Annotated in this window: 17 protein-coding genes; 15 read left to right on the forward strand and 2 right to left on the reverse strand. The window is 62.2% G+C overall.

Features of this window, described 5'->3' with window-relative positions:
- The first annotated feature begins 135 nt into the window (after positions 1-135).
- Genes QNA11_RS17200 through QNA11_RS17210 form a run of 3 tightly spaced genes read left to right on the forward strand, consistent with a single transcriptional unit; the run spans position 136 to position 4,951 of the window.
- Positions 136-1,548, forward strand: a complete 1,413-nt coding sequence (locus QNA11_RS17200; RefSeq protein ID WP_283483947.1) for a TolC family protein — start codon at positions 136-138, stop codon at positions 1,546-1,548.
- Positions 1,545-3,743: a type I secretion system permease/ATPase gene (locus QNA11_RS17205; protein ID WP_283483948.1), complete on the forward strand. Its 2,199-nt coding sequence runs from the start codon at positions 1,545-1,547 to the stop codon at positions 3,741-3,743. The genes QNA11_RS17200 and QNA11_RS17205 overlap by 4 nt, the downstream gene beginning before the upstream one ends.
- A complete protein-coding gene (locus QNA11_RS17210; RefSeq protein WP_283484234.1) occupies positions 3,743-4,951 on the forward strand; it encodes an HlyD family type I secretion periplasmic adaptor subunit in 1,209 nt (402 codons plus the stop codon). The genes QNA11_RS17205 and QNA11_RS17210 overlap by 1 nt, the downstream gene beginning before the upstream one ends.
- A 31-nt stretch (positions 4,952-4,982) precedes the next feature.
- Here QNA11_RS17210 and QNA11_RS17215 read toward each other — a convergent pair whose 3' ends face one another.
- The gene (locus tag QNA11_RS17215) at positions 4,983-5,393 is read right to left on the reverse strand and encodes a four-helix bundle copper-binding protein (RefSeq protein ID WP_283483949.1); all 411 of its coding nucleotides are present in this window, start codon (positions 5,391-5,393) and stop codon (positions 4,983-4,985) included.
- Positions 5,394-6,433: 1,040 nt separating this feature from the next.
- Between QNA11_RS17215 and QNA11_RS17220 the strand changes: the two genes are divergently transcribed.
- From QNA11_RS17220 to QNA11_RS17240, 5 genes are all read left to right on the forward strand, one after another.
- Entirely contained in the window at positions 6,434-6,985 is a 552-nt protein-coding gene (locus QNA11_RS17220; RefSeq protein WP_283483950.1) for an RNA polymerase sigma factor, read from the forward strand.
- Between the two features lie 265 nt (positions 6,986-7,250).
- Positions 7,251-8,207 carry an MbnP family copper-binding protein gene (locus QNA11_RS17225; protein ID WP_202072055.1) on the forward strand — a complete coding sequence of 319 codons (957 nt, stop codon included), beginning with the start codon at positions 7,251-7,253 and terminating at the stop codon, positions 8,205-8,207.
- Positions 8,204-9,358, forward strand: a complete 1,155-nt coding sequence (locus QNA11_RS17230; protein WP_349362208.1) for an MbnH family di-heme enzyme — start codon at positions 8,204-8,206, stop codon at positions 9,356-9,358. Before QNA11_RS17225 ends, QNA11_RS17230 begins: the two co-directional genes overlap by 4 nt.
- Before the next feature lie 450 nt (positions 9,359-9,808).
- The gene (locus tag QNA11_RS17235) at positions 9,809-10,753 is read left to right on the forward strand and encodes a FecR family protein (protein ID WP_283483951.1); all 945 of its coding nucleotides are present in this window, start codon (positions 9,809-9,811) and stop codon (positions 10,751-10,753) included.
- Between the two features lie 152 nt (positions 10,754-10,905).
- The gene (locus QNA11_RS17240; RefSeq protein WP_283483952.1) at positions 10,906-14,037 is read left to right on the forward strand and encodes an efflux RND transporter permease subunit; all 3,132 of its coding nucleotides are present in this window, start codon (positions 10,906-10,908) and stop codon (positions 14,035-14,037) included.
- 336 nt (positions 14,038-14,373) lie between these two features.
- Here QNA11_RS17240 and QNA11_RS17245 read toward each other — a convergent pair whose 3' ends face one another.
- On the reverse strand, positions 14,374-16,959 hold the full coding sequence (locus tag QNA11_RS17245) for a TonB-dependent siderophore receptor (RefSeq protein WP_283483953.1): 2,586 nt from the start codon (positions 16,957-16,959) through the stop codon (positions 14,374-14,376).
- A 359-nt stretch (positions 16,960-17,318) separates the two neighbouring features.
- On the opposite strand from QNA11_RS17245, the gene QNA11_RS17250 reads away from it, so the two are divergent.
- The 7 genes from QNA11_RS17250 (at position 17,319) to QNA11_RS17280 (ending at position 24,717) form a co-directional block, all read left to right on the forward strand.
- Positions 17,319-17,666 (forward strand): hypothetical protein, encoded by a 348-nt coding sequence (locus QNA11_RS17250; protein WP_283483954.1) that lies wholly within the window; start codon positions 17,319-17,321, stop codon positions 17,664-17,666.
- A 71-nt stretch (positions 17,667-17,737) separates the two neighbouring features.
- Positions 17,738-17,956, forward strand: coding sequence for a hypothetical protein (locus tag QNA11_RS17255; protein ID WP_283483955.1), 219 nt, complete (start codon positions 17,738-17,740; stop codon positions 17,954-17,956).
- Positions 17,957-18,053: 97 nt separating this feature from the next.
- Complete coding sequence (locus QNA11_RS17260; protein WP_283483956.1) at positions 18,054-18,377, forward strand: hypothetical protein; 324 nt, start codon at positions 18,054-18,056, stop codon at positions 18,375-18,377.
- Positions 18,378-18,561: 184 nt separating this feature from the next.
- A complete protein-coding gene (locus QNA11_RS17265) occupies positions 18,562-18,954 on the forward strand; it encodes a FixH family protein (protein ID WP_283483957.1) in 393 nt (130 codons plus the stop codon).
- A complete protein-coding gene (locus QNA11_RS17270) occupies positions 18,951-20,183 on the forward strand; it encodes a TolC family protein (protein ID WP_283483958.1) in 1,233 nt (410 codons plus the stop codon). The genes QNA11_RS17265 and QNA11_RS17270 overlap by 4 nt, the downstream gene beginning before the upstream one ends.
- Positions 20,180-21,556, forward strand: a complete 1,377-nt coding sequence (locus QNA11_RS17275) for an efflux RND transporter periplasmic adaptor subunit (protein WP_283483959.1) — start codon at positions 20,180-20,182, stop codon at positions 21,554-21,556. Before QNA11_RS17270 ends, QNA11_RS17275 begins: the two co-directional genes overlap by 4 nt.
- Positions 21,553-24,717, forward strand: coding sequence for an efflux RND transporter permease subunit (locus QNA11_RS17280; protein WP_283483960.1), 3,165 nt, complete (start codon positions 21,553-21,555; stop codon positions 24,715-24,717). Before QNA11_RS17275 ends, QNA11_RS17280 begins: the two co-directional genes overlap by 4 nt.
- Positions 24,718-24,739 lie beyond the last annotated feature (22 nt).

Here is a 24,739-nt window from a genome sequence, read left to right on the forward strand (position 1 = left end):
TTCCTCGTTCCTCTTGAACAGCTTGCATTGGAGTTTGTCATTCCCGGCGCGCCGGAAATCCGACCGGGAATGCAGAGCAAAAATAGCTATGGTTATACGCGGGGTTTCCGGTCGCTCGCTCTGCGAGCGTCGGGAATGTGGCCCCCCCTGTTTGCTTGTCTTCTTGCCGCCCTCGCGCTTCACGGCTGCTCCAGCGTCGGAAATGACGGGCCGCCTGAGATGGCCGCGGAAGTCGTGACTCGCGCCGTGGCGAGCGAGAAGGTTATTCCCAAAAAGGAGGTTTCAGCCCCACCCGCCGTCCCAGAACGTCCCGTCAGCCTCGACACGATGCGCGGAGCCGTTTCAGCCGCGCTCGATTACAGCTCGAGCGTTCGGCATGCCGGCTCGCAGCTCGCCTTGTCGGGCGTCAATATCGATATTGCGCGGGCCGGCTATCAGCCGACGCTGCAGGGCTCTGCTGGCGGCATAAAACATTCGGCCTACCGCAATCTCGGCGCGGCCGGCCTGCCGGATTTCCAGTTCACCGTGAGTCAGCCGCTCTACGATTGGGGAAAGACCGACGCCGACGTCGACCGCGCCCATGCGGAAAGCGAAGCGGCGGGATTGGAGCTTGCGGCGGAGCACGAGAAGGCCGCGCTCGAAGCGGCGCAGGCATATATATCGGTCAAGCGAAACGAGGCGATCGTTCGCGCCGCTCAGGATAATCTCGCCGCACATGAGCGCTTCACCAAGCTTGCGAAGGAACGCGCGAAGGGCGGCGTCGGAGACCACAGCGAAGTCGAGCTCGCTGGCGTTCACCAGTCCGAGGCGATGTCGGAACTCGAAAATGTCAACGGGCTGTTGCGCAACGCCCGCAGCATCTTCCTGTCGAAAGTCGGATATGAGCCGAAGCAGCTCTCGGATATTCCAGACCTCAATCTCGCGCTTGGCGATATAACGGATGTCAGAGCCGAAGCCTCTCTGGCTCCGGCCGCTTCCGCCTCGCTGGCGAAGGGCAGGGCGGCGGAACATGCCGTAGCGTCTGCGAAAGCGGAGCTCTTCCCGAAGCTCACTGCGGAAGGCTTCGTGCGGCAATATCCCAATAACTCGTACTCCAACTCGCAGTACCCCTATACGCGCACGACCGACGCGGGCGTAGGTCTACGGCTCGTTGCGCCGACCTTCGTCGGGCTGAGCAATTTCAAGCGTGTCGAAGCTGCTCACCTGCAGGCCGACAGCGCGCAATGGGCGGCCGAGACGACCATCCGCAAGGCGGTGGAGGATGTCCGCGCATTCCAGGACAAGGCGCCGACCCTGCGCAGCCAAGTGAGTATTCTCGAGGCGCAACTGCGCAAAGCCAAGGCCCTGCGCAAAATCTATGAAGATCAGTTCCTGCTCGGGGAACGCACGCTCACCGACCTCGCATCGGTGCAGGGGGACGTCTATCGCATCGAACGCAACGGCGCTGAAGCGCGATATGCGATTTCCGATCTGCAATATTCGGCGGCAAGCGCGCTCGGCAGGCTCCTGCAGTTGCTCGACATCGCCGCCGGGGAGCAGAAGAAATGACCGAGCTGGGGAAGGTTCAGTCGATCAAGGCCGGCGCCCGCACGCGCGAGTCCGACGAGGGGGATTCCTTGCTGGATGGGCTGCTGTTGCTCTGCCAACTTTACAATCGGCCTGCGAGCGCCTCGGAACTAACGGCGGGCCTGCCGCTCGACGGTGGGCGCCTTACGCCCGATCTCCTCCGGCGCGCCGGCGCCCGCGCAGACCTCGACGTCCAGGTCCGCCGCAAGGACATCAGCGCGATCGTTTCGGGGTTTCTGCCCGTGCTGCTCCTGATGAAGGACGGCTCCGTGGCGGCGCTTCTCAGCGTTAAAGAGGGCAAAGCGAAGATCGTTCTGCCCGAACTGGCCACGCGCGAAATGTCGGCGCCGGTCGAGAGCCTGATGGCGCGCCACAGCGGCCTCGTCGTCTTGGCCGCGCCTCTGGCGCGGCGCGACTCCCGCGCCGACGGGTTTGGAGACGCGCCGGACAAGCACTGGTTCTGGGATGAAATCAAGCGCTACTGGCCGAATTTCCTGGAAGTGGCTTTTGCCGCGGGCGTCGCCAATCTCCTCGCCATCGCAACGTCTCTGTTCGCCAAGCAGGTCTATGACCGGGTCGTCCCAAATCTGTCTTTCGCGACCTTGTGGGTGCTCGCCCTGGGCGTCGGTCTTGCGATCGTCCTCGAGACGGTCATGCGGATATTGCGCGCGCATCTGATGGACGTCGCCGGTCGCCGGCTGGATCTCACGTTATCGGCGCGCCTTTTCGAAAGGGCGCTCGGCTTGCGGCTGGAAGCCCGGCCTCGATCGGTCGGCTCTTTCGCCAGCCAGCTCAAAGAAATGGATGCAGTGCGCGAATTCTTTACCTCGGCGACGATCGGCGCCCTCAGCGACATTCCCTTCCTCATCTTGTTCATCGTGATCGTCGCTTATATCGGCGGACCTGTCGCGATCGTTCTTGCCTGCGCCGTGCCGCTGATTGTCATTCCCGGCGTGATCGCGCAATGGCCGATTTCCGAGCTATCGCAACAACACCTGCGCGAAGGCGCGGTCCGTCACGGGCTGCTTATGGAGGCGCTCTCCGGTATCGAAACGGTCAAGGCGACACAAGCGGAGGGCCGCTTCCAGCGATTATGGGAGGAATATACGGCGTTGCTCGCGCAAAACGGCGTGCGTATGCGCACCATCTCCAGCTTGCTGATGTTCTCCGCGACCGCCGTTCAGCAGATCGCCTATGTGCTGGTGATGGTCGTCGGCGTTTATCGCATCGCCGACGGCGAGATGACGGTCGGGGCGTTGCTCGCCTGCTCGATTCTCTCGTCGCGGACGATCGCGCCACTCACGCAACTTGCCGGCATCTTCGCCCGCTGGCAGCACATGCGCGCCGCGCTCAACAGCCTCGACGCGGTCATGGAGGCGCCCGTCGACCGTCCGGCGGATAGGAAGTTCGTTCACCGGCCACGGCTTATGGGCAACTATCGTTTCGAAAACGTCGCTTTCGCCTATGACAAGGACAGCAACCCGGCGCTGCAGATCCCCACCCTGTCGTTCGACGCCGGCGCATCCACAGCTCTTCTCGGCGCCAATGGATCGGGAAAATCGACGCTGCTGAAGATTTTGGCGGGGCTGTATCACGTCCAGCAGGGGCAATTGCTGCTCGACGGCGCGGAGATCAGGCAGATCGACCCGGCGGATGTGCGGAAATCAGTGGCCTATCTGCCGCAGGATGTGCGGCTGTTTCACGGCACCTTGCGGGATAATCTTCGTCTCGGGCTCGAGATGAAGCAGGACGAGGAATTGCTGGAAGCTCTGGCTTTCGTCGGCGCGGAGGGCCTTGTCCAGGAACATCCTCTCGGCCTCGACCGGATGATCACCGAAGGCGGCGGCGGCGTCTCCGGGGGACAGCGGCAGTCGATCGGTCTGGCACGCATATGGCTGCGCGATCCGCGAATTGTCCTGCTCGACGAACCGACGGCCGCGATCGACCACGCGCTGGAGCTCGTGCTCATCAACCGCATCAGGGAATGGGCCGCTGGCCGCACGCTCGTCGTCGCCACCCATCGCCAACCGGTCCTCGCCCTTACGCAGCGCGCCATCGTGCTCAACGCGGGCCGCCCCGCCGCCCATGGGCCTGTGGAGGGCGTGCTTGCGGCGCTCGCTTCCAATCGCACGGCTGGCCCGGCCCGTCATCCACAGCCCTCGAAGGAGGCCGAGTGATGGATATAAAACGCATCGGCGCCAATGCGGCTGCGCTGATCGCCGCCGCGATGGAGGACGAAGCCCCCGACCGCTTCAGGATGTCACGACCGCTTCTCTGGATTACCGCGCTTGGTCTCGTGGTTTTTTTGGTCTGGGCCGCCAATGCGTCGCTCGACGAGGTCACTAATGGCGCCGGGAAGGTCGAGCCATTGAGCCGTAGCCAGGTTATCCAGAGTCTGCAAGGGGGAATCCTGGAGTCGCTTGCGGTTCAGGAAGGCGAGGAGGTTGCAGTTGGCCAGAAGCTCGCGGTCATCGAGGACACGCAGTTCCGCGCCGCCTATCAGGATCTCGACGGCCAGACGATCGCTTTGAAGGCCGCGTTGAGCCGGCTTTACGCGGAGCTGAGCGGCGCCGATCACATCGACTTCAACCGGGACGTAAAGGCCAACGACGAGATCATCCGAGGCGAAATCAGCCTCTTCAATGCGCGGCGTCAACATTTTTCGGAAGCAGTTTCTTCGCTCGACGAACGCATCGGACTGACCTCCCGACAGCTCGAACTGCTCAAGCCGATGGTGGAGCGGGGCGCGTCGAGCAGGTTGAAACAGATCGAGCTCGAGCGGACGCTGGCCGATCTGAAGGGGCAACTGGCGGAAGCCCGCAATTCCTACTTTCAGGAAATCAACGACCAGATCACCAAAAAGAGCGCGGAGCTTGCGAGCCTGACTCAGCAGCGCGAACAGAAACGCGATGCGCTCACGCATGCCGTGCTGAAATCGCCAGTGCGGGGAATCGTCAAGAATTTGAAAGTGACGACGCGCGGCGGCGTCGTCTCTCCCGGCGAGACCATCATGGAAATCGTGCCGCTCGACGATCAGCTCTATGTCGAAGCCGAAATCAGGCCCCAGGACGTCGCCTTCCTGCATACGGGTCAGCGCGCCAATGTCAAAATCACGGCTTATGATTACACGATCTACGGGATGCTCACCGGAGAGCTTGTGTTCATCAGCGCCGACACTCTCAAGGACGAGACGCGGAAGGACGCCGACCCCTATTATAGAGTCCGCGTGCTCACCGACACGGCTGCGTTGCAGGGTCCGGACGGCCCCCTCCCGATCAAGCCGGGAATGGTCGCCGACGTGAATATTCAGACAGGCAAGAAAACCGTGCTCGACTATTTGCTCAAACCGATATTGAAAGGGCAAGAGGCGCTACACGAACGCTGACGCGTAGCGCCTCTCACTCTGCGCGCTCGCTTCAGTGCGTGGCGCCGAGGGACTGAACCGCTTGCTGGCACGCCTGTTCGCAGCTCTGACAGGCCTCCGCGCAGATACGGCAATGCTCATGCGACTGCGCGTGCTTTTGGCATTCGTCTGCGCAGAGACGGCAGGCCAGCATGCAGCTCTCCAGCGTCGAACGGATGATCTCCTCATTGCTTCCCGTGCGGCGCGTTGCAATCGCCCCGGCTGCAAAGCAAATGTCCGCGCAATCGAGGTTGAGGCGGATGCACTGCCTGAGGCGCGTGACCTCTTGCTCCCCGATACAAGCGTCGGCGCAGGAAATGCAGCTCTGTCCGCAGTCGTAGCATTCCTCGATCGCGCGGATCAGGGCCTGGTTGGTCTGCCCCTTTACGTCTGGATGCGTCCCGATGATCTCCTGAGTGTGCATGAGGCTTCTCCGCAGGTTGAGACGCGGGAACAACCCTGCCCATGCGAAATTGTTTCCGGCGGCGCCCTAGCGGGCTTTCCGCTGGCGTGGAATCGTGCGAGCGATAATAGAGCGCACAGATTCAAAGAGCTGGAGCGCGTTCTTTTCGCAAAAGCCGATCAACTTTGGCGGATGGGGTGTAGTCGCGGTCACGACGGAGATGGCGCCTACCGCCCCTGGACCGCGAGCCTTCAGGCTCGCCGTTGCCAAAAGCGCGCCTGAAGGCGCGCGGTCCAGGGGCGCTGGAAAAGATGAAACTATAAGTTGCCGGAACGTCTTTATGCTCGGGTAGGACGAGTTCTCGGGCGAGAGGGGGCGGCTCCAGTGGCGATCTGCTCGACCGACCGCGGGAACGCGTTACGATCTTTCGTTGTCCTACCCGCCAAGATCTCGGCCGAATTCCCGTTTCACGCCGACGGTCACTGATGGGCGTGATTTTCAGAGCCTTATCCAAATGCAAAGGGTGGATAGGACAAGCGCGACCATGGAGCTTGACACTCTACAGACTTCGGCCATTTTAGGGGCGATGGCTTGGCGGCGGATAAAATACAGCAGCTTTCGGCGCGCGTTTATCGCTTGCGCCACGCTATCTATTTTTCTGCTTCAGCTCGCGTCATTAGCGGGGGCGATAAAGCTTTCCGGGGTCATCGGTCTTTACGCATCCTCGGAAGCCGCCGCCTTGTGCAGCCTGGAGGGCGATAACGCCGCTCCGGCGCATGGCGACAGCCATCATTCCAAATGCCGCGACCATTGTTTGGCGAGCGGCCGCGCGGCGTCTGCTCTGGCGTTCGCGGTCACTTGCTTCGCTATCCTGGACTTGTTCCCCGAGCGCCAAATCGCCGCTTATGGCCTCTTGGACGAACCCTGGCCCATCCCGGGCCGGTTGAATAGCTGGTCGTCTCGCGCGCCACCCTTCTTCTCCTGATCGACCGAACGCAGCCAGAGTCTGCGCAAGATAATTTCGGTTCTCGCGGCCGACAGCGCCGTCAGGGAGAAGCAACGTGTTTTCAACCGTTTCATCGAGCGGCGAGCAGTCGCATGCTCCCGTTGGGGAAGCTTATTCGCTTCGTGAGGTCTTCCTTTCGAGCCAAGGAGACCTTCTCCGCTACCTCACGCGAAAGGTCGGCTCGACCGACGCGCCGGATCTTCTTCAAGAGACCTTTGTCAGGGTCGTCCGGCTGGAAAAGCCGGAGAGAATCAATGATCCGCCGGCCTTCCTGAAAACGATCGCGACTAATCTGGCGCGCGATTTTGTGCGCCGCCGGAGAACCGAAGCGGGCTATATCCAGTTTGGCGACTATCTGGTCGAAGCGCCGTCCGCGGATGCTCCCGCCGACGAACGTCTGGATTATGAACGTAAATCCCGCCTCCTCGACGTGGCTGTCAGCTCTCTGCCGCCGCGGTGCCGGGAGGTTTTCAAGCTTCATATCTACGAAGACGTTCCCCTCCACGAGATTGCGCGGAAATTAGAGATCTCCGACAGGATGGTGCGTAAGCATCTCAGCCTGGCTTTCCGGACCTGCCGCGCCGCGCTCAAATCTTCTTTAGAGTGACACATGCCCGCTGCAGAAAAAATTCCTGCGGGGAGGTTCCTTATTCTCGATCTGATGCGTCTAAGGAGGTTGGGACAACCTATAGCTCTGATGATCTGACGGGGAGTGCGACAATTGGCTCGATGAGGGCGCGTCGAGACGAAATCGCCCTTTCGCGCGGCCAAGCGCCATGGCGTCGCTGGACGCCTGCGAGTATCTCACTGCTCCGCATAGAAGATTAACCGCGCCGTATGTGTTTTCCGGTCTGCGAATGAGGATCGAAGCGATGTTGGGATCGATTGGAAGGACTGCATTTTGGCTGCTATTGACGCTCGCGGCGCTCGCCGGCGTCGGAGAGGCCGCAGCGAAAGATTTGCCTGTCGCCATCAACTTCGGACTGATGGCGGATGGAAAGGATGTCGGTTGCGGGGCGCCGCTCGCCAATCTCGGCGTCGCCCATCTGCAGGCCAAGCTCCATGAGGCGCGCTTTTACATCTATGGCGTCAAGCTCATCGACGCCAAGGGCATACGTACGCCCGTTGCGCTCGCGCAAAACGAATGGCAGTACGGCGACGTCGCTTTGGTCGATTTCAAAGACGCGCGCGGCGGCAACGCTCCCTGCACGGAGAGCAATCCGGCCAAGAATGCGAGGATTTCCGGGACCGCGCCGCGCCGCGCCTATGTCGGTCTGGAATTTTCCGTCGGCGCGCCTGTGGAGACGATTATCGACGGAAAACCCGTCTCCATCAACCATTCCAACGTCGAGACGGCGCCGCCGCCTCTCGATGTCGCCGGCATGGCGTGGAATTGGCAGGCCGGGCGTCGATTCCTGGTGTTCGAGGTCGATCCGCCGTCTCCGATCGTCAAAGCGGACGGTTCCAAGACCAAGACCTGGACGGTGCATCTGGGCTCGACGGGCTGCAAGGGTAATCCCGCCACGGGCGAAATCGTTTCCTGTGCGCATGAGAATCGTTTCACCGTGACCTTCGACCGTTTCGATCCGAAGACGCAGCGCGTCGAATTCGACCTCACCCGGCTCTTCGAGAACAGCGACCTTCTTGTCGATAAGGGCGGCGCGGTCGGTTGCATGAGCGGGCTCGATGATCCGGAATGCCCCGCGATTTTCGCCGCGCTTGGCCTCAATCTCACCGGCGCCGACGGGACGGCAGGCAAGCAAACGAAGCCAGGCGCCTCCCCGGTCTTCAAGGCCGGCCTCGCGAAATTGGCGGGAGGCAAGCAATGAGGCGCGGGCAGCTTTTCGCGATCGCTTTGCTGGGGTTCGCCGCCGCGTCTTTCGCGATGGCCGAGCCGGCCAAGCAAACCGGCTGGAAATGGGACCTGCCCAACTATGTTCCGCCGCCGCGCGTTCCTGCGGACAATCCGATGTCGGAGGAGAGGTTCCAGCTCGGCAGGCGCTTGTTCTACGATAAGCGTTTATCCGGGAACGGGACGATTTCGTGCAGCTCCTGCCATCTGCAGGAGCGCGCCTTCACGGACGGCCGCGTGTTGAGCGTCGGCTCGACCGGCGAGAATACGCCCCGAAACGCCCCCTCGATTATCAATTCGGGATGGCATGGGACGCTGACCTGGGCCAATCCGGCGCTGGTGACGCTCGAGCGGCAGATGACGAACCCGTTGATGGGCGAGCGGCCGATCGAAATGGGCGTGAACGACGCAAACAAGAACGAGATCCTTGCGCGCTTTCGCGCCGACCCGGATTATCGGAAATGGTTCAAGGAGGCGTTTCCCGACAAGACCGATCCAATCTCCCTCGAAACCATCGTCAAGGCGATTTCCGCATTCGAGCGTGGGGTCGTATCGTTCAACAGCCGCTATGATCAGTATTTGCAAGGCAAGCTGAAATTGAGCGAGGCCGAGCAACGGGGCCACGACCTTTATTTCGGCGAGAAAGCGGAGTGTCATCACTGCCACGGCAGCGTGAATTTCAACGACCAGTTTGTTCACGTGAAGACGCGCGAGGCCGAGACGCCGTTTCACAACACCGGGCTTTACGACATCGACGGCAAGGGCGGATATCCCCTTCCGAACCGCGGTCTCTTCGATATAACGTCCGATCCTGACGACATGGGCAAATTCCGCGCGCCCAGCCTGCGCAACATTGCGGTGACAGGCCCCTACATGCATGACGGAACCGTCGCGACGCTCGAAGACGTCATCGAGATTTATTCGAAGGGCGGCCGTAAGATCGAGAAAGGGCCGAACGCCGGCGACGGACAAGCGAGCCCGCTCAAAAGCGGCCTGATCGTCAAGATCGACATGACGCCGCAGGAAAAGGCCGATCTTTTGGCCTTCCTGAAGACTCTCACTGACGAGACTCTGCTGACCTCGCCAAGGTTCTCTGATCCTTGGAAAAAGGCGGCGGCGTCGAATTAGCGAGAAGGCGGCGCCTCGTCATAGAGCGCATTTCCGCAAAGTGGTGCGCTTTTGCGAAATGAATGCGCTTCAGCTTTTTGAAGCTGCGCGCTTTCTCGTCGCTCGCATGATCCCATGCGAGCGGAAAGCGCGCGAGAGGCGCCGCCATCTTCGAACCCGCACCTTCAGTTGTGCTGAAACCGAAGCTGGCGCATCTGCGCTTGCCGTGTCTCGCGGCTCCTCTTCGCCGAGCGCACGTTCTTTATTGACGCCCTCCTTGGGCGCTGATCTTTTGCCGGCCGCATCGACAGGCGCCAATGCAGCGCCTTCCTGGAGAGAATATTTACGCCAACCCATGCGTTACGCGATTCCGATCGGATTTCCGGGTCAGCTTGCATTTCGCGCGCAAGGAGTATTCTCTCGACTGAGCGCCATGCGAGCAGACGAAGAGCAGCAATTTCGGTTCGATCAATGATGCCTGGCACTGAAACACCGCCCTCCGACTCCGACGATGCTGGAGACGAAGCCATCGACTGGTTCGTGAGGTTGAGGGCGGGACTGTCGTCCAACGAGGAAAAGGCGGCTTTCGAGCAGTGGCGCGCCAAAGACGCGGAAAATGCGGCGGCCTTCGAGGAGGTCCTGCGGATGTTTGGCCATCTCGCCGGGATGAGCCCGTCGCGTCGGGCCCAAACGCCGCGCCATAGCGGTAGACGCCATGCCGCGGCCGCGGTCGCCGGACTGGCGGCGGCTCTCGCGCTACTGCTGTCCTTGGGCGACGTCGCTACGCGACTCCGAGCAGATCACTATGCCGGCGTCGGCGAAAGGAAGGTCGTCGCCTTGGAAGACGGCTCAAAGGCGGAGCTCGATGCGAGTTCCTCTATCGCGGTCCGCTACAGCGCCGCGGAGCGGCGCGTGATCCTGCTATCCGGCGAAGCCTGGTTCAATGTCGCGCGCGACCCCGCGCGTCCCTTTGTCGTCGAGGCCGGCGAAGGATCGGCGACAGCGCTCGGCACCGCCTTCGACGTCGCCTTGAACGGTTCCGGCGCGCGCGTCACAGTGAATGAACATCGCGTGCTGGTCATGAGCGGGGGAGCCTCGGTCGTGGTGGAGGAGGGCCAACAGAGCGCTTATGAGAGAGACGCAGCGGCGCGCGCGCCCGAAACCGTGGACGTCGAGGCGGCGACCGCCTGGCGACGCGGGAAGCTGATCGTGACCAAGCTGCCGCTCGGCGACGTTCTGGCGACGGTTGGGCGTTACCATCGCGGCTTTATTTATTGCGTCGAACCCTCAGCTTGCAGTCGCCGCGTTTCTGGTGTTTTCGACGTCGCGGACGAGGCGCAGATCATTAGCGAAATGGAGATGTCGCTCGGTTTGCGCGCCATTCGTCTGACGCCGTTCGCGACCTTCTTGTATTGACGTTCGAGCGCCTGCGATTTTCGGTCTCTCTGCGTCGAAGGAGAAAGAATGAGAAAAGAGACGCCGCAACGGCTCCGATATTGTGATGACCTCATGCGCTCGTCCTTTCCATTTCACGGCGCCCAGCAACCGCCTCTGCGGCGCGGAGCGAGATGAACGTCTCCGCGCCTTTCATTCGACGCCCCGTCGCCACCACGTTAATTGCCGCCGCCCTCTTCCTGCTCGGCGCGCTCGCCTATTTTTTTCTGCCGGTCGCCAGCATTCCGTCCGTCGAGCGGCCGATCATCAGCGTCTCCGCCAATCGTCCGGGGACCGATCCGGCCACCATGGCGGCCTCGGTGGCTGCGCCGTTGGAACGGCGGCTCGCGGGCATATCCGGCGTTACCGAGCTCACTTCCGCCAATTCATACGGTTCGACGTCGATCACCCTCCAATTCGGGCTCGACCGAAACATCGATGCGGCGGCGCGCGACGTGCAGGCTGCGATCAACGCGGCGATGACCGATCTTCCGCCCGACCTGCCGTCCCCGCCTTCCTTCCGCAAGGCCAGCTTGGCCGGGCCGCCGGTCTTCGCCCTCGCGATGACGTCGGATACGCTGCCGACCAGCGCGATCTATGACATAGCGGACACGGTTATCGCCCAGCGAATCGCGCAGATTCCAGGCGTCGCCGACGTAAGGATCGCTGGCGCCGAGCAGCCGGCAATCCGCATCCAGGCGGACCCGACGCGGCTTGCAAGCATGGGCCTCAGCATCGACAGGGTGAGCGAGGCGATCCGGAAGGCCAATGTCCTCGGTCCGCTCGGCGCGCTCGACGGCGACGCGCGTTCCCTGACCTTCGGCGCAAACGGCCTCCTGTCGACGCCCGAGGAATTTCGTCAGATCGTGGTCGCTTCCTCGGCCGGCGCCGTGACGAAGCTCGGCGACGTCGCCTCTGTCGAGTTGGGCCCGCGCAACCGGCTGTCGGCTGGATGGTACAACGGCAAGCCTGCGCTTTTCGTGGTCGTCTCCAAGCAGCCGAGCGCCAATGTGATCGAGACGGTGGATCAGATAAAGGCGTTGCTGCCGAGATTGCAGAACTGGATTCCGAGCGGCGTCGACATCTCGGTGCTCACAGACCGCACGCAGACGATCCGCGCCAGCGTTTCGGAGATCCAGCGCGCCTTGCTGATCTCGGTTATCCTCGTCATGCTGGTGGTGTTTCTCTTCCTTCGCCGCGCGGCGCCCACCTTTGCGGCGGGGATCACCGTCCCGCTCTCTCTTGCGAGCGCCTGCGTGGCGATCTGGGCGGCAGGATTCACGCTGGACAATTTTTCGCTTATGGCGCTGACGATCGCTGTCGGCTTCGTCGTCGACGACGCCATCGTGATGATCGAGAACATCGAAAGGAATATCGAGCGCGGGATGGGGCGGCTCGCGGCGGCGCTCGAGGGCGCGCGGCAGATCGGCTTCACGGTCGTCTCCATCAGCCTGTCTCTCGTCGCCGTGTTTGTCCCTCTGCTCTTCATGAGAGACACCGTCGGCATGATGCTGCGGGAATTCGCATTCACGCTGAGCTTCGCAATCGTTGCGTCGATGCTCGTGTCCTTGACGGTCACGCCGATGATCTGCGCACATCTTCGTTCGGCCCGTCCCGCGAGTCCGTCGGTCATGGACCGGATCGTGGGCGGCGCGCTCGGCGCGATCCTGCGGCTCTATGCACGAACATTGCGGCCCGTCGTGGATCATCCGCGCGTGATGCTCCTCGTGATCCTGGCGACGATAGGCGTGACTGTGTGGCTCTATCTCACCATACCTCAGGGCGTCATGCCGCAGGACGACATCGGCCTTATCAACGGGACGTCTGAGGCCTCGCCCGAGATATCTTTCTCGAGCATGGTCGAGCTGCAGCGGAAAGCCGCCGATGTGATCGGCGCCGATCCGGACGTCGTGGGGGTCGGTTCGGTCCTGGGCGGCGGCTTGGGCATGCTTGGCAATCAGGGGCGGTTTTTTATCGCGCTGAAGCCGGCGGGCCAGCGCAAAGCGACGAGCGCCGAGATTGTCGCGCGGCTGCGGCCGAAGCTTGCCGAGATCGACGGCTTAAAACTCTTCATGATCCCGGCGCAGGATTTTCGCGCGGGCGGCCGGCAGAGCAAGGCGCAATTTCAATTCACGCTTTGGGATGCTTCCGTCGAGGAGCTGGGACGATGGACCCCTAAAGTCCTTCAGCGTCTGAAAGCGCTGCCTCAGCTCGCCGACGTGTCGAGCGACGTGCAGAGAGGCGGCCTCAGAGCAAATGTGATGATCGATCGCAACGCTGCCTCCCGAATGGGCGTCGCGATCTCGTCGATCAACGCCGCGCTGAACAGCGCTTTCGGCCAAAGGCAGGCGTCGATCATCTACACGGAGCGCAACCAATATCGCGTGATTGTCGAAGCGCCCGAATCGCGCCAGCGCAGCCTGCCCGATCTCGAAAGCGTCTATGTGACGGGGACCGGCGGACAGATCATGCCGCTCGCCGCGGTCGCGCGTATCGAGAGCGGGGCCATGCCGCTCGCCGTCAATCATCAGGGCGTCTCGCCGGCCATCACGCTGACATTCAACACGGCTCCCGGCTATTCGCTCGGCGCCGCCGCGGCGGCGGTGCGCGAGGCGGTCGACAATCTGCGCATTCCAGATGGGCTACATGCCGAATTCGCCGGCGACGCGGCGGATTTCATCAAGACGGTGAAGGGGACGCCGCTCTTCGTGCTCGGCGCGCTTATCGCCGTCTATATTATCCTCGGCATGCTCTACGAGAGTTTTATCCATCCGTTGACGATCCTCTCGACGCTGCCGTCGGCCGGGCTGGGCGCGCTGGTCGCGCTCGAAGCGTTTCAGACGCCCTTCACCACCATGGCTTTGATCGGCGTTCTGCTGCTGATTGGCATCGTCAAGAAAAACGGCATCATGCTCGTCGACTTCGCGCTTCAGGCAGAGCATGAGAAGGGCCTCTCGCCGCACGACGCCATACTGGCGGCGGCGGCCGAGCGGTTCCGCCCGATCCTGATGACGACGCTGACAGCAATGCTGGGCGCGCTCCCCCTCGCTTTGGCGACGGGCGTTGGCGCCGAATTGCGCCGCCCGGTCGGCGTCACCATCGTCGGCGGTCTGCTTCTCAGCCAGATCATGACGCTCTATACGACGCCGGTGATCTATCTCGTCATGAGCAAGCTGCAAAGAAGAGCGCCGCGCCGAAACGCCGAAGCGCCGATTGGCTCAGAGGAAGCGGTTGGTTGTAGCGGGGGGCTACAGCCGCGCAGTTGAAAATTCGATGAAGTCGCGAAAGCGCCTCGGGGAGATGGGGAAACGCCGCGGTCAGTGCTCTGAAATGTCGATTGGTTCGCTGTCATTCCCGACGCTCGCAAAGCAAGCGATCGGGAATTACCGCCGTCATTGCGAGGAGGCGGAGCCGACGAAGCAATCCAGGGCGGCGCCGCTGCCTGGATTGCTTCGCTTCGCTCGCAATGACGGGCACTGAGTAAAACCAGCGCTTTTTGGGCTCTGTATTCCCGACGCTCGCTCAAGCGAGCGTCGGGAACGACAGGGAACCGATCAAGCGGATCTCGTATCAAACCCCACCGCCGGAAATCCGCTCGATGGTCAGAATTCCAGACGCAAGGAACCAAGTATGGTTCTCGGGGGGCCGGCCATGATCTGGAACCGGGACGCAGCGCTCGCATAATATGTCGTGTCCAGGAGGTTCTTCGCGTTGAGCTGCGCGGTGAGATGCGCGGGACCGACGTCGAAGCGATAAGAGATCATTCCATTCAGGATTGCGTAGGCCGGAATGGTGAAGGAGTTGGCGTTGTCGCCAAAGGCGCTTCCCACGACCTGCGCGCCGCCGCCGATGCTGAGGCCGTGGAATGAGCCGTCAGCGTCATATTTGACCCAAAGGTTGCCCATGTTTTTTGGAACGGTCGGAAGCCGGTTCCCAGCGATGAAAAGCTGGGTGTTGATTTCGGTGAGCGGATTGTAGAGCGAGCCTTTGGTGACGCGTGCGTCGTCATGCGTATAATTGGCGATCACGCTCCAATTTTCGTTTATTTGGCCCTTTAGATCGACCTCTAATCCTTTGCTTTCGGCTTCGCCCGCCACCAGCGTGTTGCCGGGATTGGTCGGATCAGGCCCCGGGACATTCGTCTTGACGAGATCGAAATAGGCCAGTGTCAGCAAGAGACGCTTATCCAAAAACTCCGCCTTGACGCCGCCTTCCCATTCATAGGATCGGACCGGAGGCAAGGGCGACGGGACCGCGCTGCCGGCGTTGAGCCCATTGTCGGCGTTCAGCGACTTCGTGTAATTGGCGTATAAGGAAAGCCAAGGCGTTGGCTGTATGGTTAGACCCACGCGTGGGCTAAACGCCTTGCTCAAATTCGGGCTCACGATCCAAGCGGTGCGCAGATCATTATTCTTAACCTGCCAGTTGGTCTCGGCCCAATCATATCGGCCGCCGAGAAGCAGATGGACTTTATCGTCCCAGAACGAAATCGTGTCCTGGGCGTAGACGCCCTTCCAGGATTCTGAATTTGTCGTGAAAAGATTGGGCGTTACGCCGGCATATCTGCTTCCGTAAACCGGCGCGTAGATGTTGAACGCGGGCAAATATTTCGACGCGGGAACGACAAGATAGAAGGGCGCGAGCGGCTGATAGTTGCTGTAATAATCGAACCCGACAAGCGTGGAATGGCTCAAGGGCCCGGTGACGAACTTGCCCTTCAGATCCAGATTTGTGGCCATGCCTTGGTTGGTGATGGACTGGTAATAGGAGCCGCGCGTCAGGGCGCCTGTCGCTTGGTTGAGGCCGATGAAAGACACCGACGACAAATCTTGCCCCTGACTCCGATAATAGAGCCTGTTCGTCAGGCTCCAATTTTTATCGATGTCGAACGTCCAGTCATAGCCATAGTATCTAAGGTCGAACCGCTGCGGAAGCTTGCCGGTGTATGATGGGTCTTGAAGATAGCGCGTGATTGGAATCGACGCGGGCCTGTTGCCGACCGCGACGGTGTTGGACTCGGGCATGAACACGTCATGCATGAATTGCAAGTCGATATTGGCCCTGAATTGATCATTCGGGCGGATGGAGAATGTCGGCGCCAGGAAGTAATATTCTTTGTTTGCAAAGTCCTGGTAGGAGTCGGAGCGCACATAGCTGCCGTTGAAGCGATAGGCGAGCGTTTTTTCTTTGTTCAGTGGCGCCGTGGCGTCCACCGTCGTCCGGGTGAAACCATATGAGCCGGCCTGCTCCTGCACGGAATAATAAGGGCGGTCCAAGGGGCGTTTCGGCACGAGATCAACCAAGCCGCCGGGCTCGGATCGCCCATAGAGCATCGCTGCCGGACCTTTCAAAACGTCCACCGACTGAAGATTGGCGGTATCGACGTTCATAAGCTGGTACTGGCGCAGACCGTTGAAATAAACGCTTGTGTTCGTGGAAAAACCGCGAATCATCAGTCCTGTGTAGAATGAGCTGTTGGGCACGGCGAGCACGCCGCTCGAATTGCCCACAACCGCATCTTTGAGATCGATTGCCTGCTGATCGTCCATCGTCTGGCGCGTGATGACCTGCACCGAGAAGGGAGTCTTCAGCAGCGGCGCGTCGGTTTTCAGCGTTGTGCCGGCCGTGTCCGACATGTAGCCGGTGAATCGTCCGCCGAGACCATCTTTTCCGGCGTTTTGGTCACGCGAGGCGGTTGCGGCGGACCGGCCGGCTCCGCTCCCATGAGGTGCCTGTTGGTTTGACTGGGGAGACGCGCCGACCTCGATCGGCGGCAATGCTTGCGCATTGCGCGGGCTCGCGTCGCTCATCGTCCTGTTCGATTGGGCCAGCACGATAGAAATCGCGTCGCCGTTCTCGCTGAGCCGGTAATTGAGCCCTGTTCCCGACAGCAGCGAGTCGAGCGCGCCAGAGAGCGTATAATCTCCGTTTAGCCCCGGCGTTGTGAGATCCTCCGTTAGACGCGAATGATAGAGAACATGAAGGCCATTTGCATCCGCCAACCGGTTGAGAGCAACATCCATCGAGCTTTGAGGAATCTGGTAGGTTTTGACCGCCTGTGCGATTTCCCTGTTGGTCATCGAGGCATGCGCGACTGCGGGGCTGCCGGCGTCGATCGCTTTCACGGCCATGACGATCGTAATCGCCGTTGTTTTCTTCCACTCTCTTTTGGCCGTTGTCTCGTTCATTTTCCACCACACAGAAAAATCGGCGAGGACGAATCTCCTCCCTTCTTTTCTGGGACGCGTGGCGTGTCGTTTCTGGAACGTCGTTCGACATCTATTTTTGGCGTTATCGAAGCGCGACGCACGCATATCGCAGCGAAAGCTGGCGCATGAGCGTCTCGGAGCGCCCGAGCAAGGAATGTTGGTCCATTCGGAACCTCGCGGACGATGTCCGGGTTCTGGCGAAGGCCCCCTTGGATCATAGTAGGTGCGACATGGAACGCCGCTCTATTAAAGACACGCCGGCATGCGCTCCCGTTTCGAGACCGGATTGCCCCGATTGGGCGCTCCGGCGACTGAGACTGGAACGTCTGGCGAGCTTGATGGAAGCTGAGAGTGAGCCGGTGCGGCTCTTCTCGACGATGGAGTGCTATCCGAAAAAAAGGCGCCTCGCTCTGCGGCAGGAAGGATCGCCCCTGGCCATCGCCCTCAAGGATTCGATCTTCCGGCTAGAAGGCCTGTCGGGGGACACTGTCGGCGACGGCGTCTCCTTCTTCAAGCTGTCCTTGTCGGAGGCGCATGAACTCCTTTGCGACTGCCATTATGGCGGCGTCTTGCATTTCGGGCAGCCAATCAGCGAACAGGTCGCCCGCCGGGCGCGGTCGCTCGCGGCGAAGCACAGCTTCGCGGAGCTGCGCGATCGCGTGACGTCCTGGCTTGGGCGGCAGTAGGCGCGCGTCCCGCCGGCCGTTCGGAAAGCAACGAACGGCCGATCGGGCGCCTTTATCGAAGAGGCGGACAAATGCCGAAGCGGTTGATGATGATGGCGGCGCTTCTGCTCGCGACGACCCTGCCCGGGGCGTCGCAAAGCCTGGAGCACCGGGAACATAGCGCCATGCAGCACCTCGGCGGCCACTACCGCCATATGCACCGCGACTGGAGCGGCGAGAAAGGGCGCCATGTGCACAGCGTCTGCTGGGATTGGGACGCGGGCGAGGGCTGGGTCTGGATTTGCCGATGAGCGCCTTCGGGCGGCTGGTCTGATCCGTGGTTGAGTTCGCCGTCCCCCGATGGTTGCCGACCGGACCTTCTGTGTTATTGTGTGGCCGGGAAACGCAATGAAGCTCAACTGGCTGCGCCTTATCGTCTCTGCGATGCTCGTCATCGCCGCTCTGTGGGCGGCGCCGCCGGGTTACGCTGCGCCTGCGCCCCATGCCTGTGCGGCGATGACCGCAGCGGACGACTGCCCCGACCATTCGGCCAACCATGCGACGGCGCCGCGGCACTGCGATTCTCTCATTTGCAGCGCTATTCAGTTGACGCCGCCTAGCGCCCTTGTGCCGACGATTACGGCCGCGCTCTCACCGGCGCGTCGTATATTCGACGACGCGGCCTATCGAGGGCGCACGGCGCCGCCGGACCTTCGTCCCCCGATTCTCTGAGCGCCCACCTAAGGGCCCGCTCTCTGCGCATGCGCCATCATGGGCGCCTCGGTGGCTGGCGCCACCGGCCAACGCGCGCGAGCGGCCCGGATTCTCCGTCTTACGATCTCATATCAGGCCCCCAGCGGGGCGGTAGCCCACTTGCGCGCAGCGACGCTTGCGCGTGAGGCGTGAGAGAACTCAGATGCGACAGAACTTCTTGCGGCTTGTCGGCGCGACGGCTGTCTTCGCGCTCGGCCTCGGATATGCCCGCGCGGCGGTCGACGATTACGCATTTCAACTGGTTCAAACTCGAATCAAAAAGGGGCAAAGCTTCGCCGATGTGCGCCTGGTCCATAAACCAGACGGCAAACTTGTTGGCGACGCCATTATTTTCGCCACGCGACTCGACATGGCGCCGGATGACATGGAATCGATGACGAGCGCCATCGCACTGACGCAAAGCCCTGAGCCTGGCCTTTACCGCTTCAAGGTCGATCTGACGGATGAGGGACGCTGGCGCATGTCCATCGCGGCGAAGATTCAGGGAGAGACCGGAACGCTCCAGGGCCGGCTGATCTTGCAGGCGACTCCATGAGGCGACTCGTTTTTTTGTCGATCTGCGTCGCGACAGGCGTTTTCGCTTCGCCTGTTTCGGGGGCGGAAAGGAGTCCGCCCGGCGCGACGGCGGAGAGCGTGGTGGCCTTGGCCAGGCGGCTCAGTCCAGAGCTTGCGGCCGCGGTTCTCGACGCCGACGCGGCCTTGCAGCGCGTGGGCGCCGCCGGGGTTCAACCCGACCCGACGGTCACCCTGCAGGCATGGGACGTGAACAGCAAGGGCGTCGGCCAGCGCTGGATCGGCGTCGAGCAGACCTTCAGACTCTGGGGTAAGACGGACCTCGAAAAAGGCGTCGCCCAGGCTGACGCCGATGCGTCGCGGCATCAGAGCCATGCGATGGAGGTCGATCTCGTCGCTCGTGTGAAGACCGCCTACGCCCAATACAGCGCCGCCCAGCGCGCGCTGGAATTGTCGAAGTCGCTCCAGCAGCGCGTCGATCAGCTCCTGGAGCTGTTGCGACTGCGTTATGGCGCAAGCTCGGTCGATCAGCAGGAGGTCATCAGGTCCGAGCTGGAGGCGGCCACCGCGGCCGCCGACGTCGCCCGCAGAGAAGGGGACGTCAAATCATCGGCCGCGCGCTTGAATGCGCTCATCGGCCGCGACGCGCGTGCGCCGCTGGCCCCGTCCAAGGGCTTTCCGCCGCTGAGAACAAAGCTGACGCTCTCCGGCGTCCAGGATCTTGCCCGGTCGTCGAATCCCCAGCTCGCGGCGACGCATGCGCAGGTGCGCTCCGCCACGACCACGAAGGAATTGACCGACCTCAACTACTATCCGGACATCACCGCCGGCGCGAATTTCGTGCAGCGCCAGAGCGGCGAAAACAGCGGCATGTTCCTGCTGGGCTTCAAAGTGCCGCTGCAATATGAAGCGAAGGACGCCGAACAGCGCGCGGCCAGCGCCAGTCTCGGGGCCGCGCAGGCGCGCAACGACGCGCTTCGTATCCGCCTCGACGGAGACGTCGCCGAGGCGTGGTATCGCCTGGAGGCGATCCGCAAGGCGATCAAAATCTTCGAGCAGCGCCAGCTTCCCCCGGCGCGGCTGTCTGTCGAGACCGCGCGCAGCGGTTTCGACGCGGGAACGACCAATCTCGCGACGCTTCTCGAATCCGAGCGGCGCCTGCGCGCCGTCGAACTGGAGCTTCTCGCTTTGAAGGTCGAGGAGCAGAGCAAATACGCCGACCTCGAACGTCTGGCAGGAGGCGCGCTATGAGCCGCGCAAAACTCATTTTTTCGGCCGTCCTCGCCGCTGTTGCGCTCGGCGCCGCTGGCCTGTGGCTGTGGCGCGCAGAGACGCCGCGCAACGCCGGCGAGATGCATGCGCAAGGGACCGGCCCAATCATCTACTACCGTGATCCGGATGGCCCCTTCTATTCGATAAAGCCGAAGAAGAACGCCGCCGGCAAGGACTATGTCGCCGTTCGCGCCAGCGAGGATGTCTCTTTCGAGGACAAGCCGCCGGAAGTTGCGCAAACGCAATCGACCGGCCGGCGCATTCGCTATTACCGCAACCCCATGGGCCTTCCGGACACGTCGCCCGTTCCCAAGAAAGACCCGATGGGAATGGACTACGTCCCTGTCTATGAGGACGAAGCGCAGGACGTTTCGACCGTCACGATCAGCCCCGGCAAGCTGCAAAAGACGGGCGTGCGCTCGGAGCCTGTCGAGCGCCGGGCCGTGACCGTTCCTGTCCGCGCCGCGGGCCGCGTGGATTTCGATCCGCGCCGAACTGCGGTCGTTGCGCTCCGCTTCGAGGGCTTCATCGAATCCGTCGAGAAGGTCGCCGAGGGCGATTATGTGCATAAGGGCCAGCCGCTCATGCGCGTCTATGGGCCCGACCTCTCGAGCGCCGCCGCGGAATATGTCGCCGTGCTCAACGCGCATTCGGCGGCGCGCATGGAAGGGGCGCGGCGCCGACTCGTCAATCTCGGACTCGACAACGCGACGATCGCCGCGATCGCGCGCAGCCGCCGTGTGCCGCGCGTCATCGACTGGCCCGCGCCGCAGGACGGCCATGTCATCGAGCGCACGGCGCTGAGCGGGATGCGCGCGGCGCCTGGCGAGACGCTGTTTCGTATCGTCGATCACAGCCTTGTTTGGATTTTGGCGGACATACCCGAGCGCGACGTCGAAGCGGTGGCGCCGGGGCAAACAGCGATCATCCGCGCGCGCTCCTACCCCGATCATCCATTCAAAGGACGCGTCGCGCTCATCTATCCGCATCTGAATATGGAGACGCGCACGGCCCGCGTGCGCATCGAGCTGCCAAATCCGGAAGGGCGCCTGCTCGGCGATATGTTCGCCGACGTCGAGATCGAAGCGGGCGGCAAGGAGAAGGTTCTGGCCGCGCCCGAGAGCGCGATCATCGACGCCGGCAAGCGACAGGTCGTCATCCTCGATAAGGGTGAGGGGCATTTCGAGCCGCGCGAAATCAAGATCGGGAAGCGCGGCGACGGCTTTGCGGAAATTGCCAGCGGCCTTGCTGAGGGCGACCGCATCGTGACGTCGGCGAACTTCCTGATCGACGCCGAGAGCAATCTCAAGGCCGCGTTGCAGGCGCTCGACCACGCAGAGGCGGGCAAATGATCGGCCGTCTCATTGCTTGGTCGGCGCGTAATCTGGTGCTGGTCTTCGTCGGCACGGCCTTTGCCGTCGCCGCGGGTCTTTATGCGCTGCGCACCTTGCCGCTCGACGCCATTCCCGATCTCTCCGACGTGCAAGCGATCGTCTATACGGAATATCCGGGTCAGGCGCCGCAGGTGGTCGAGGATCAGGTCACCTATCCTCTCACGAGCGCCATGCTCACCGTGCCGCGCTCCAAAGTGGTGCGCGGCTTCTCCTTCTTCGGCGTCTCTTTCGTCTATGTCATCTTCGAGGATGGGGTCGACGTCTATTGGGCGCGTTCGCGCGTGCTCGAATATTTGAGCGCCGCAACCAAACGCTTGCCAGCGGGCGCCGCGCCGGTGCTCGGCCCGGACGCCACGGGCGTCGGCTGGGTCTATCAATATGCGCTCGTCGCCAAGGAAATGACCCTCGCTGAGTTGCGCTCGCTGCAAGATTGGACGCTGCGCTACGGGCTCGCCAAGGCCGAAGGAGTCGCCGAGGTCGCAAGCGTCGGCGGCTTTGTTCGTCAATATAACGTCGTCGTCGATCCCAATCGGCTGCGTGCGCTCAACATCCCGCTCTCGCGCATTCGCGAGGTCATCCGCGCCAATAATGCCGATGTCGGCGGCCGCACGGTCGAACTGTCCGAATTCGAATTCATCGTGCGCGGCCGCGGCTATCTGAAGGGCGTCACTGACCTCGAAAACATCGTGCTGCGCGCCGGCGGAGGAACGCCGCTCCTGCTGAAGGACGTGGCGCGCATAGAGCTCGGCCCCGACGAGCGCCGTGGCATCACGGAGCTCAACGGCGAGGGCGAGGTGGCGAGCGGCATTGCGTTGCAACGCTACGGCGCCAACGCCCTCACTGTCATAGACAATGTCAAGGCCGCTCTGGCGCAGCTCGCGCCGAGCCTGCCCAAGGGCGTCGAGATTGTCCCCGTCTATGACCGCTCCGAACTCATCCATGCGGCGATCGAAACGCTGCGCGGCGCGCTGGTCGAGGAAAGCGTCATCGTCGCGCTCGTCTGCGTCGTCTTCCTTTTGCATTTCCGCAGCGCGCTGGTCGCCATCATCATGCTGCCGGTCGGCGTGCTGATGGCCTTCGCGGCGATGAAGGCGCTGGGGCTCGGCTCCAACATTATGAGCTTAGGGGGCATCGCCATCGCCATCGGCGCCATGGTCGACGCGGCGATCGTCATGATCGAGAACGCGCACAAACGTCTGGAGCGCGCGCCGCCAGATACGCCGCGCATCGATATATTGATCGACGCGGCGACGGAAGTCGGCCCGGCGCTGTTCTTCAGCCTGCTGATCATCACCGTGTCCTTCCTGCCGATCTTCACTTTGGAGTCGCAGGAAGGGCGTCTCTTCAGTCCGCTCGCTTATACGAAGACCTTCGCCATGGCGTCGTCGGCGCTTCTGTCGGTCACGCTGGTTCCGGCGCTGATGGTGATTTTCGTGCGCGGCAAGATCGTGTCCGAGGAGAGAAACCCGATCAATCGGGCGCTCATCTATATCTATCGGCCGATCATCCGCCTCGTGATGCGTTCGAAAATTCCAACCGTCGTTCTGGCGCTCGCGGCCGTCGCCGTCACGATCATTCCCGCACGTCAGCTCGGCTCCGAATTCATGCCGGCGCTCAACGAAGGCGCGCTGCTCTACATGCCGACGACGCTGCCGGGGCTTTCGGTGACCAAGGCCGCGCAATTGCTGCAGACGCAGGACCGGATCATCAAATCCTTTCCGGAAGTGAAATCCACCTTCGGCAAGGCGGGCCGCGCAGCGACGGCGACAGACCCGGCGCCGCTCGAAATGTTCGAGACGGTCATCGATCTCAAGCCGAAAGCGGAGTGGCGGCCCGGCGTGACCGTCGAAAGTCTCGTCGCCGACATGGACGCGGCGCTGCAATTTCCTGGCGTCTCCAACGCCTGGACCATGCCGATCCGCAATCGCATCGACATGCTCGCCACCGGCATTCGCACGCCCGTCGGCGTCAAGATCATGGGGCGCGATCTCGCGCAGCTCGAAGGACTGGCGCGCCAGGTCGAGAAGGTCGTGAAAGGCGTTCGTGGCGCCGCGTCCGCTTATGCCGAGCGCGTCATGGGCGGTTACTATCTCGACATCATCCCTGATCGCGCAGCGCTCGCGCGTTACGGCCTGATGATGGACGACGTGCAGGCGACCATTGCCACGGCCCTCGGCGGCAAAACAGTGACCACCACAGTGGAAGGACGCGAGCGCTATGGCGTGAACGTCCGCTATCCGCGCGACTTCCGATCGAGTCCAAGGGCGATTGCGAGCGACGTGCTGATCCCGCTCGCTGGGGGCGGAACGATCCCGCTGGGCGAGGTCGCGAAGGTGGAGCTGGTTCGCGGCCCGACGTCGATCCGCACGGAGAACGGGCAGCTCGCCGTCTATATCTTCGTCGATGTCCGGGACCGCGACATTGGCGGCTTCGTGACCGAGGCGCAAAAGGCCGTCTCCGAGGCAGTTCAATTCCCCGCCGGCTCCTATGCTGTCTGGAGCGGCCAATATGAATATCTCGAACGCGCGGAAGCGCGCATGCGCGTCGTCGTGCCGGTGACGCTCGCGATCATTTTCCTGCTGCTCTATCTGAATTTCCGCAAGATCACCGAGACGCTCATCGTCATGCTGTCCTTGCCCTTCGCGCTTGTCGGCGGCGTTTGGCTGATGTGGTTCATGAACTTCAACATGTCAGTCGCCGTGGGCGTGGGTTTCATCGCGCTTGCAGGCGTCGCGGCCGAGACCGGCGTCGTCATGCTCATCTATCTCGACGCCGCGCGGCAGGAGATCGCGGCCCAACGCGCCGCGGAAGGGAAAGCCTTCACGAAGATGGATCTTCACAAGGCCATCATGCTCGGCGCCGTGGAGCGCGTGCGCCCAAAGATGATGACGGTCGTGGCGATCATGGCCGGGCTCGTGCCGATCCTTTGGAGCACCGGCGCCGGGTCGGAGGTCATGCAGCGCATCGCGGTGCCGATGATCGGCGGGATGGTGTCGTCGACCTTGCTAACGCTTTTGGTCATTCCGGCGATCTACGCTTTGATCAAGGGCGTGGGCTTGCCGGCGGACGATCAACCGAGCTTGCGCGTGGTTACAACGTCGATGGCGGGGCCGGTGTAGGCCTTTGTGGTTCGGTGTTGAT

Origin of the sequence: Methylocystis sp. JR02 (assembly GCF_030063565.1) — a bacterium.
Taxonomy (GTDB): domain Bacteria; phylum Pseudomonadota; class Alphaproteobacteria; order Rhizobiales; family Beijerinckiaceae; genus Methylocystis; species Methylocystis iwaonis.

What these genes read in the sequence shown, in the direction of transcription:
- QNA11_RS17230 (WP_349362208.1), top strand. Translation starts at nt 8,204, where the DNA reads ATGAGGCGCGGGCAGCTTTTCGCGATCGCTTTGCTGGGGTTCGCCGCC.
- QNA11_RS17280 (WP_283483960.1), top strand. Translation starts at nt 21,553, where the DNA reads ATGATCGGCCGTCTCATTGCTTGGTCGGCGCGTAATCTGGTGCTGGTC.
- QNA11_RS17265 (WP_283483957.1), top strand. Translation starts at nt 18,562, where the DNA reads ATGCGACAGAACTTCTTGCGGCTTGTCGGCGCGACGGCTGTCTTCGCG.
- QNA11_RS17210 (WP_283484234.1), top strand. Translation starts at nt 3,743, where the DNA reads ATGGATATAAAACGCATCGGCGCCAATGCGGCTGCGCTGATCGCCGCC.
- QNA11_RS17200 (WP_283483947.1), top strand. Translation starts at nt 136, where the DNA reads ATGTGGCCCCCCCTGTTTGCTTGTCTTCTTGCCGCCCTCGCGCTTCAC.
- QNA11_RS17215 (WP_283483949.1), bottom strand. Translation starts at nt 5,393, where the DNA reads ATGCACACTCAGGAGATCATCGGGACGCATCCAGACGTAAAGGGGCAG.
- QNA11_RS17260 (WP_283483956.1), top strand. Translation starts at nt 18,054, where the DNA reads ATGAAGCTCAACTGGCTGCGCCTTATCGTCTCTGCGATGCTCGTCATC.
- QNA11_RS17205 (WP_283483948.1), top strand. Translation starts at nt 1,545, where the DNA reads ATGACCGAGCTGGGGAAGGTTCAGTCGATCAAGGCCGGCGCCCGCACG.
- QNA11_RS17270 (WP_283483958.1), top strand. Translation starts at nt 18,951, where the DNA reads ATGAGGCGACTCGTTTTTTTGTCGATCTGCGTCGCGACAGGCGTTTTC.
- QNA11_RS17240 (WP_283483952.1), top strand. Translation starts at nt 10,906, where the DNA reads ATGAACGTCTCCGCGCCTTTCATTCGACGCCCCGTCGCCACCACGTTA.
- QNA11_RS17255 (WP_283483955.1), top strand. Translation starts at nt 17,738, where the DNA reads ATGCCGAAGCGGTTGATGATGATGGCGGCGCTTCTGCTCGCGACGACC.
- QNA11_RS17245 (WP_283483953.1), bottom strand. Translation starts at nt 16,959, where the DNA reads ATGAACGAGACAACGGCCAAAAGAGAGTGGAAGAAAACAACGGCGATT.
- QNA11_RS17250 (WP_283483954.1), top strand. Translation starts at nt 17,319, where the DNA reads ATGGAAGCTGAGAGTGAGCCGGTGCGGCTCTTCTCGACGATGGAGTGC.
- QNA11_RS17225 (WP_202072055.1), top strand. Translation starts at nt 7,251, where the DNA reads ATGTTGGGATCGATTGGAAGGACTGCATTTTGGCTGCTATTGACGCTC.
- QNA11_RS17235 (WP_283483951.1), top strand. Translation starts at nt 9,809, where the DNA reads ATGATGCCTGGCACTGAAACACCGCCCTCCGACTCCGACGATGCTGGA.
- QNA11_RS17275 (WP_283483959.1), top strand. Translation starts at nt 20,180, where the DNA reads ATGAGCCGCGCAAAACTCATTTTTTCGGCCGTCCTCGCCGCTGTTGCG.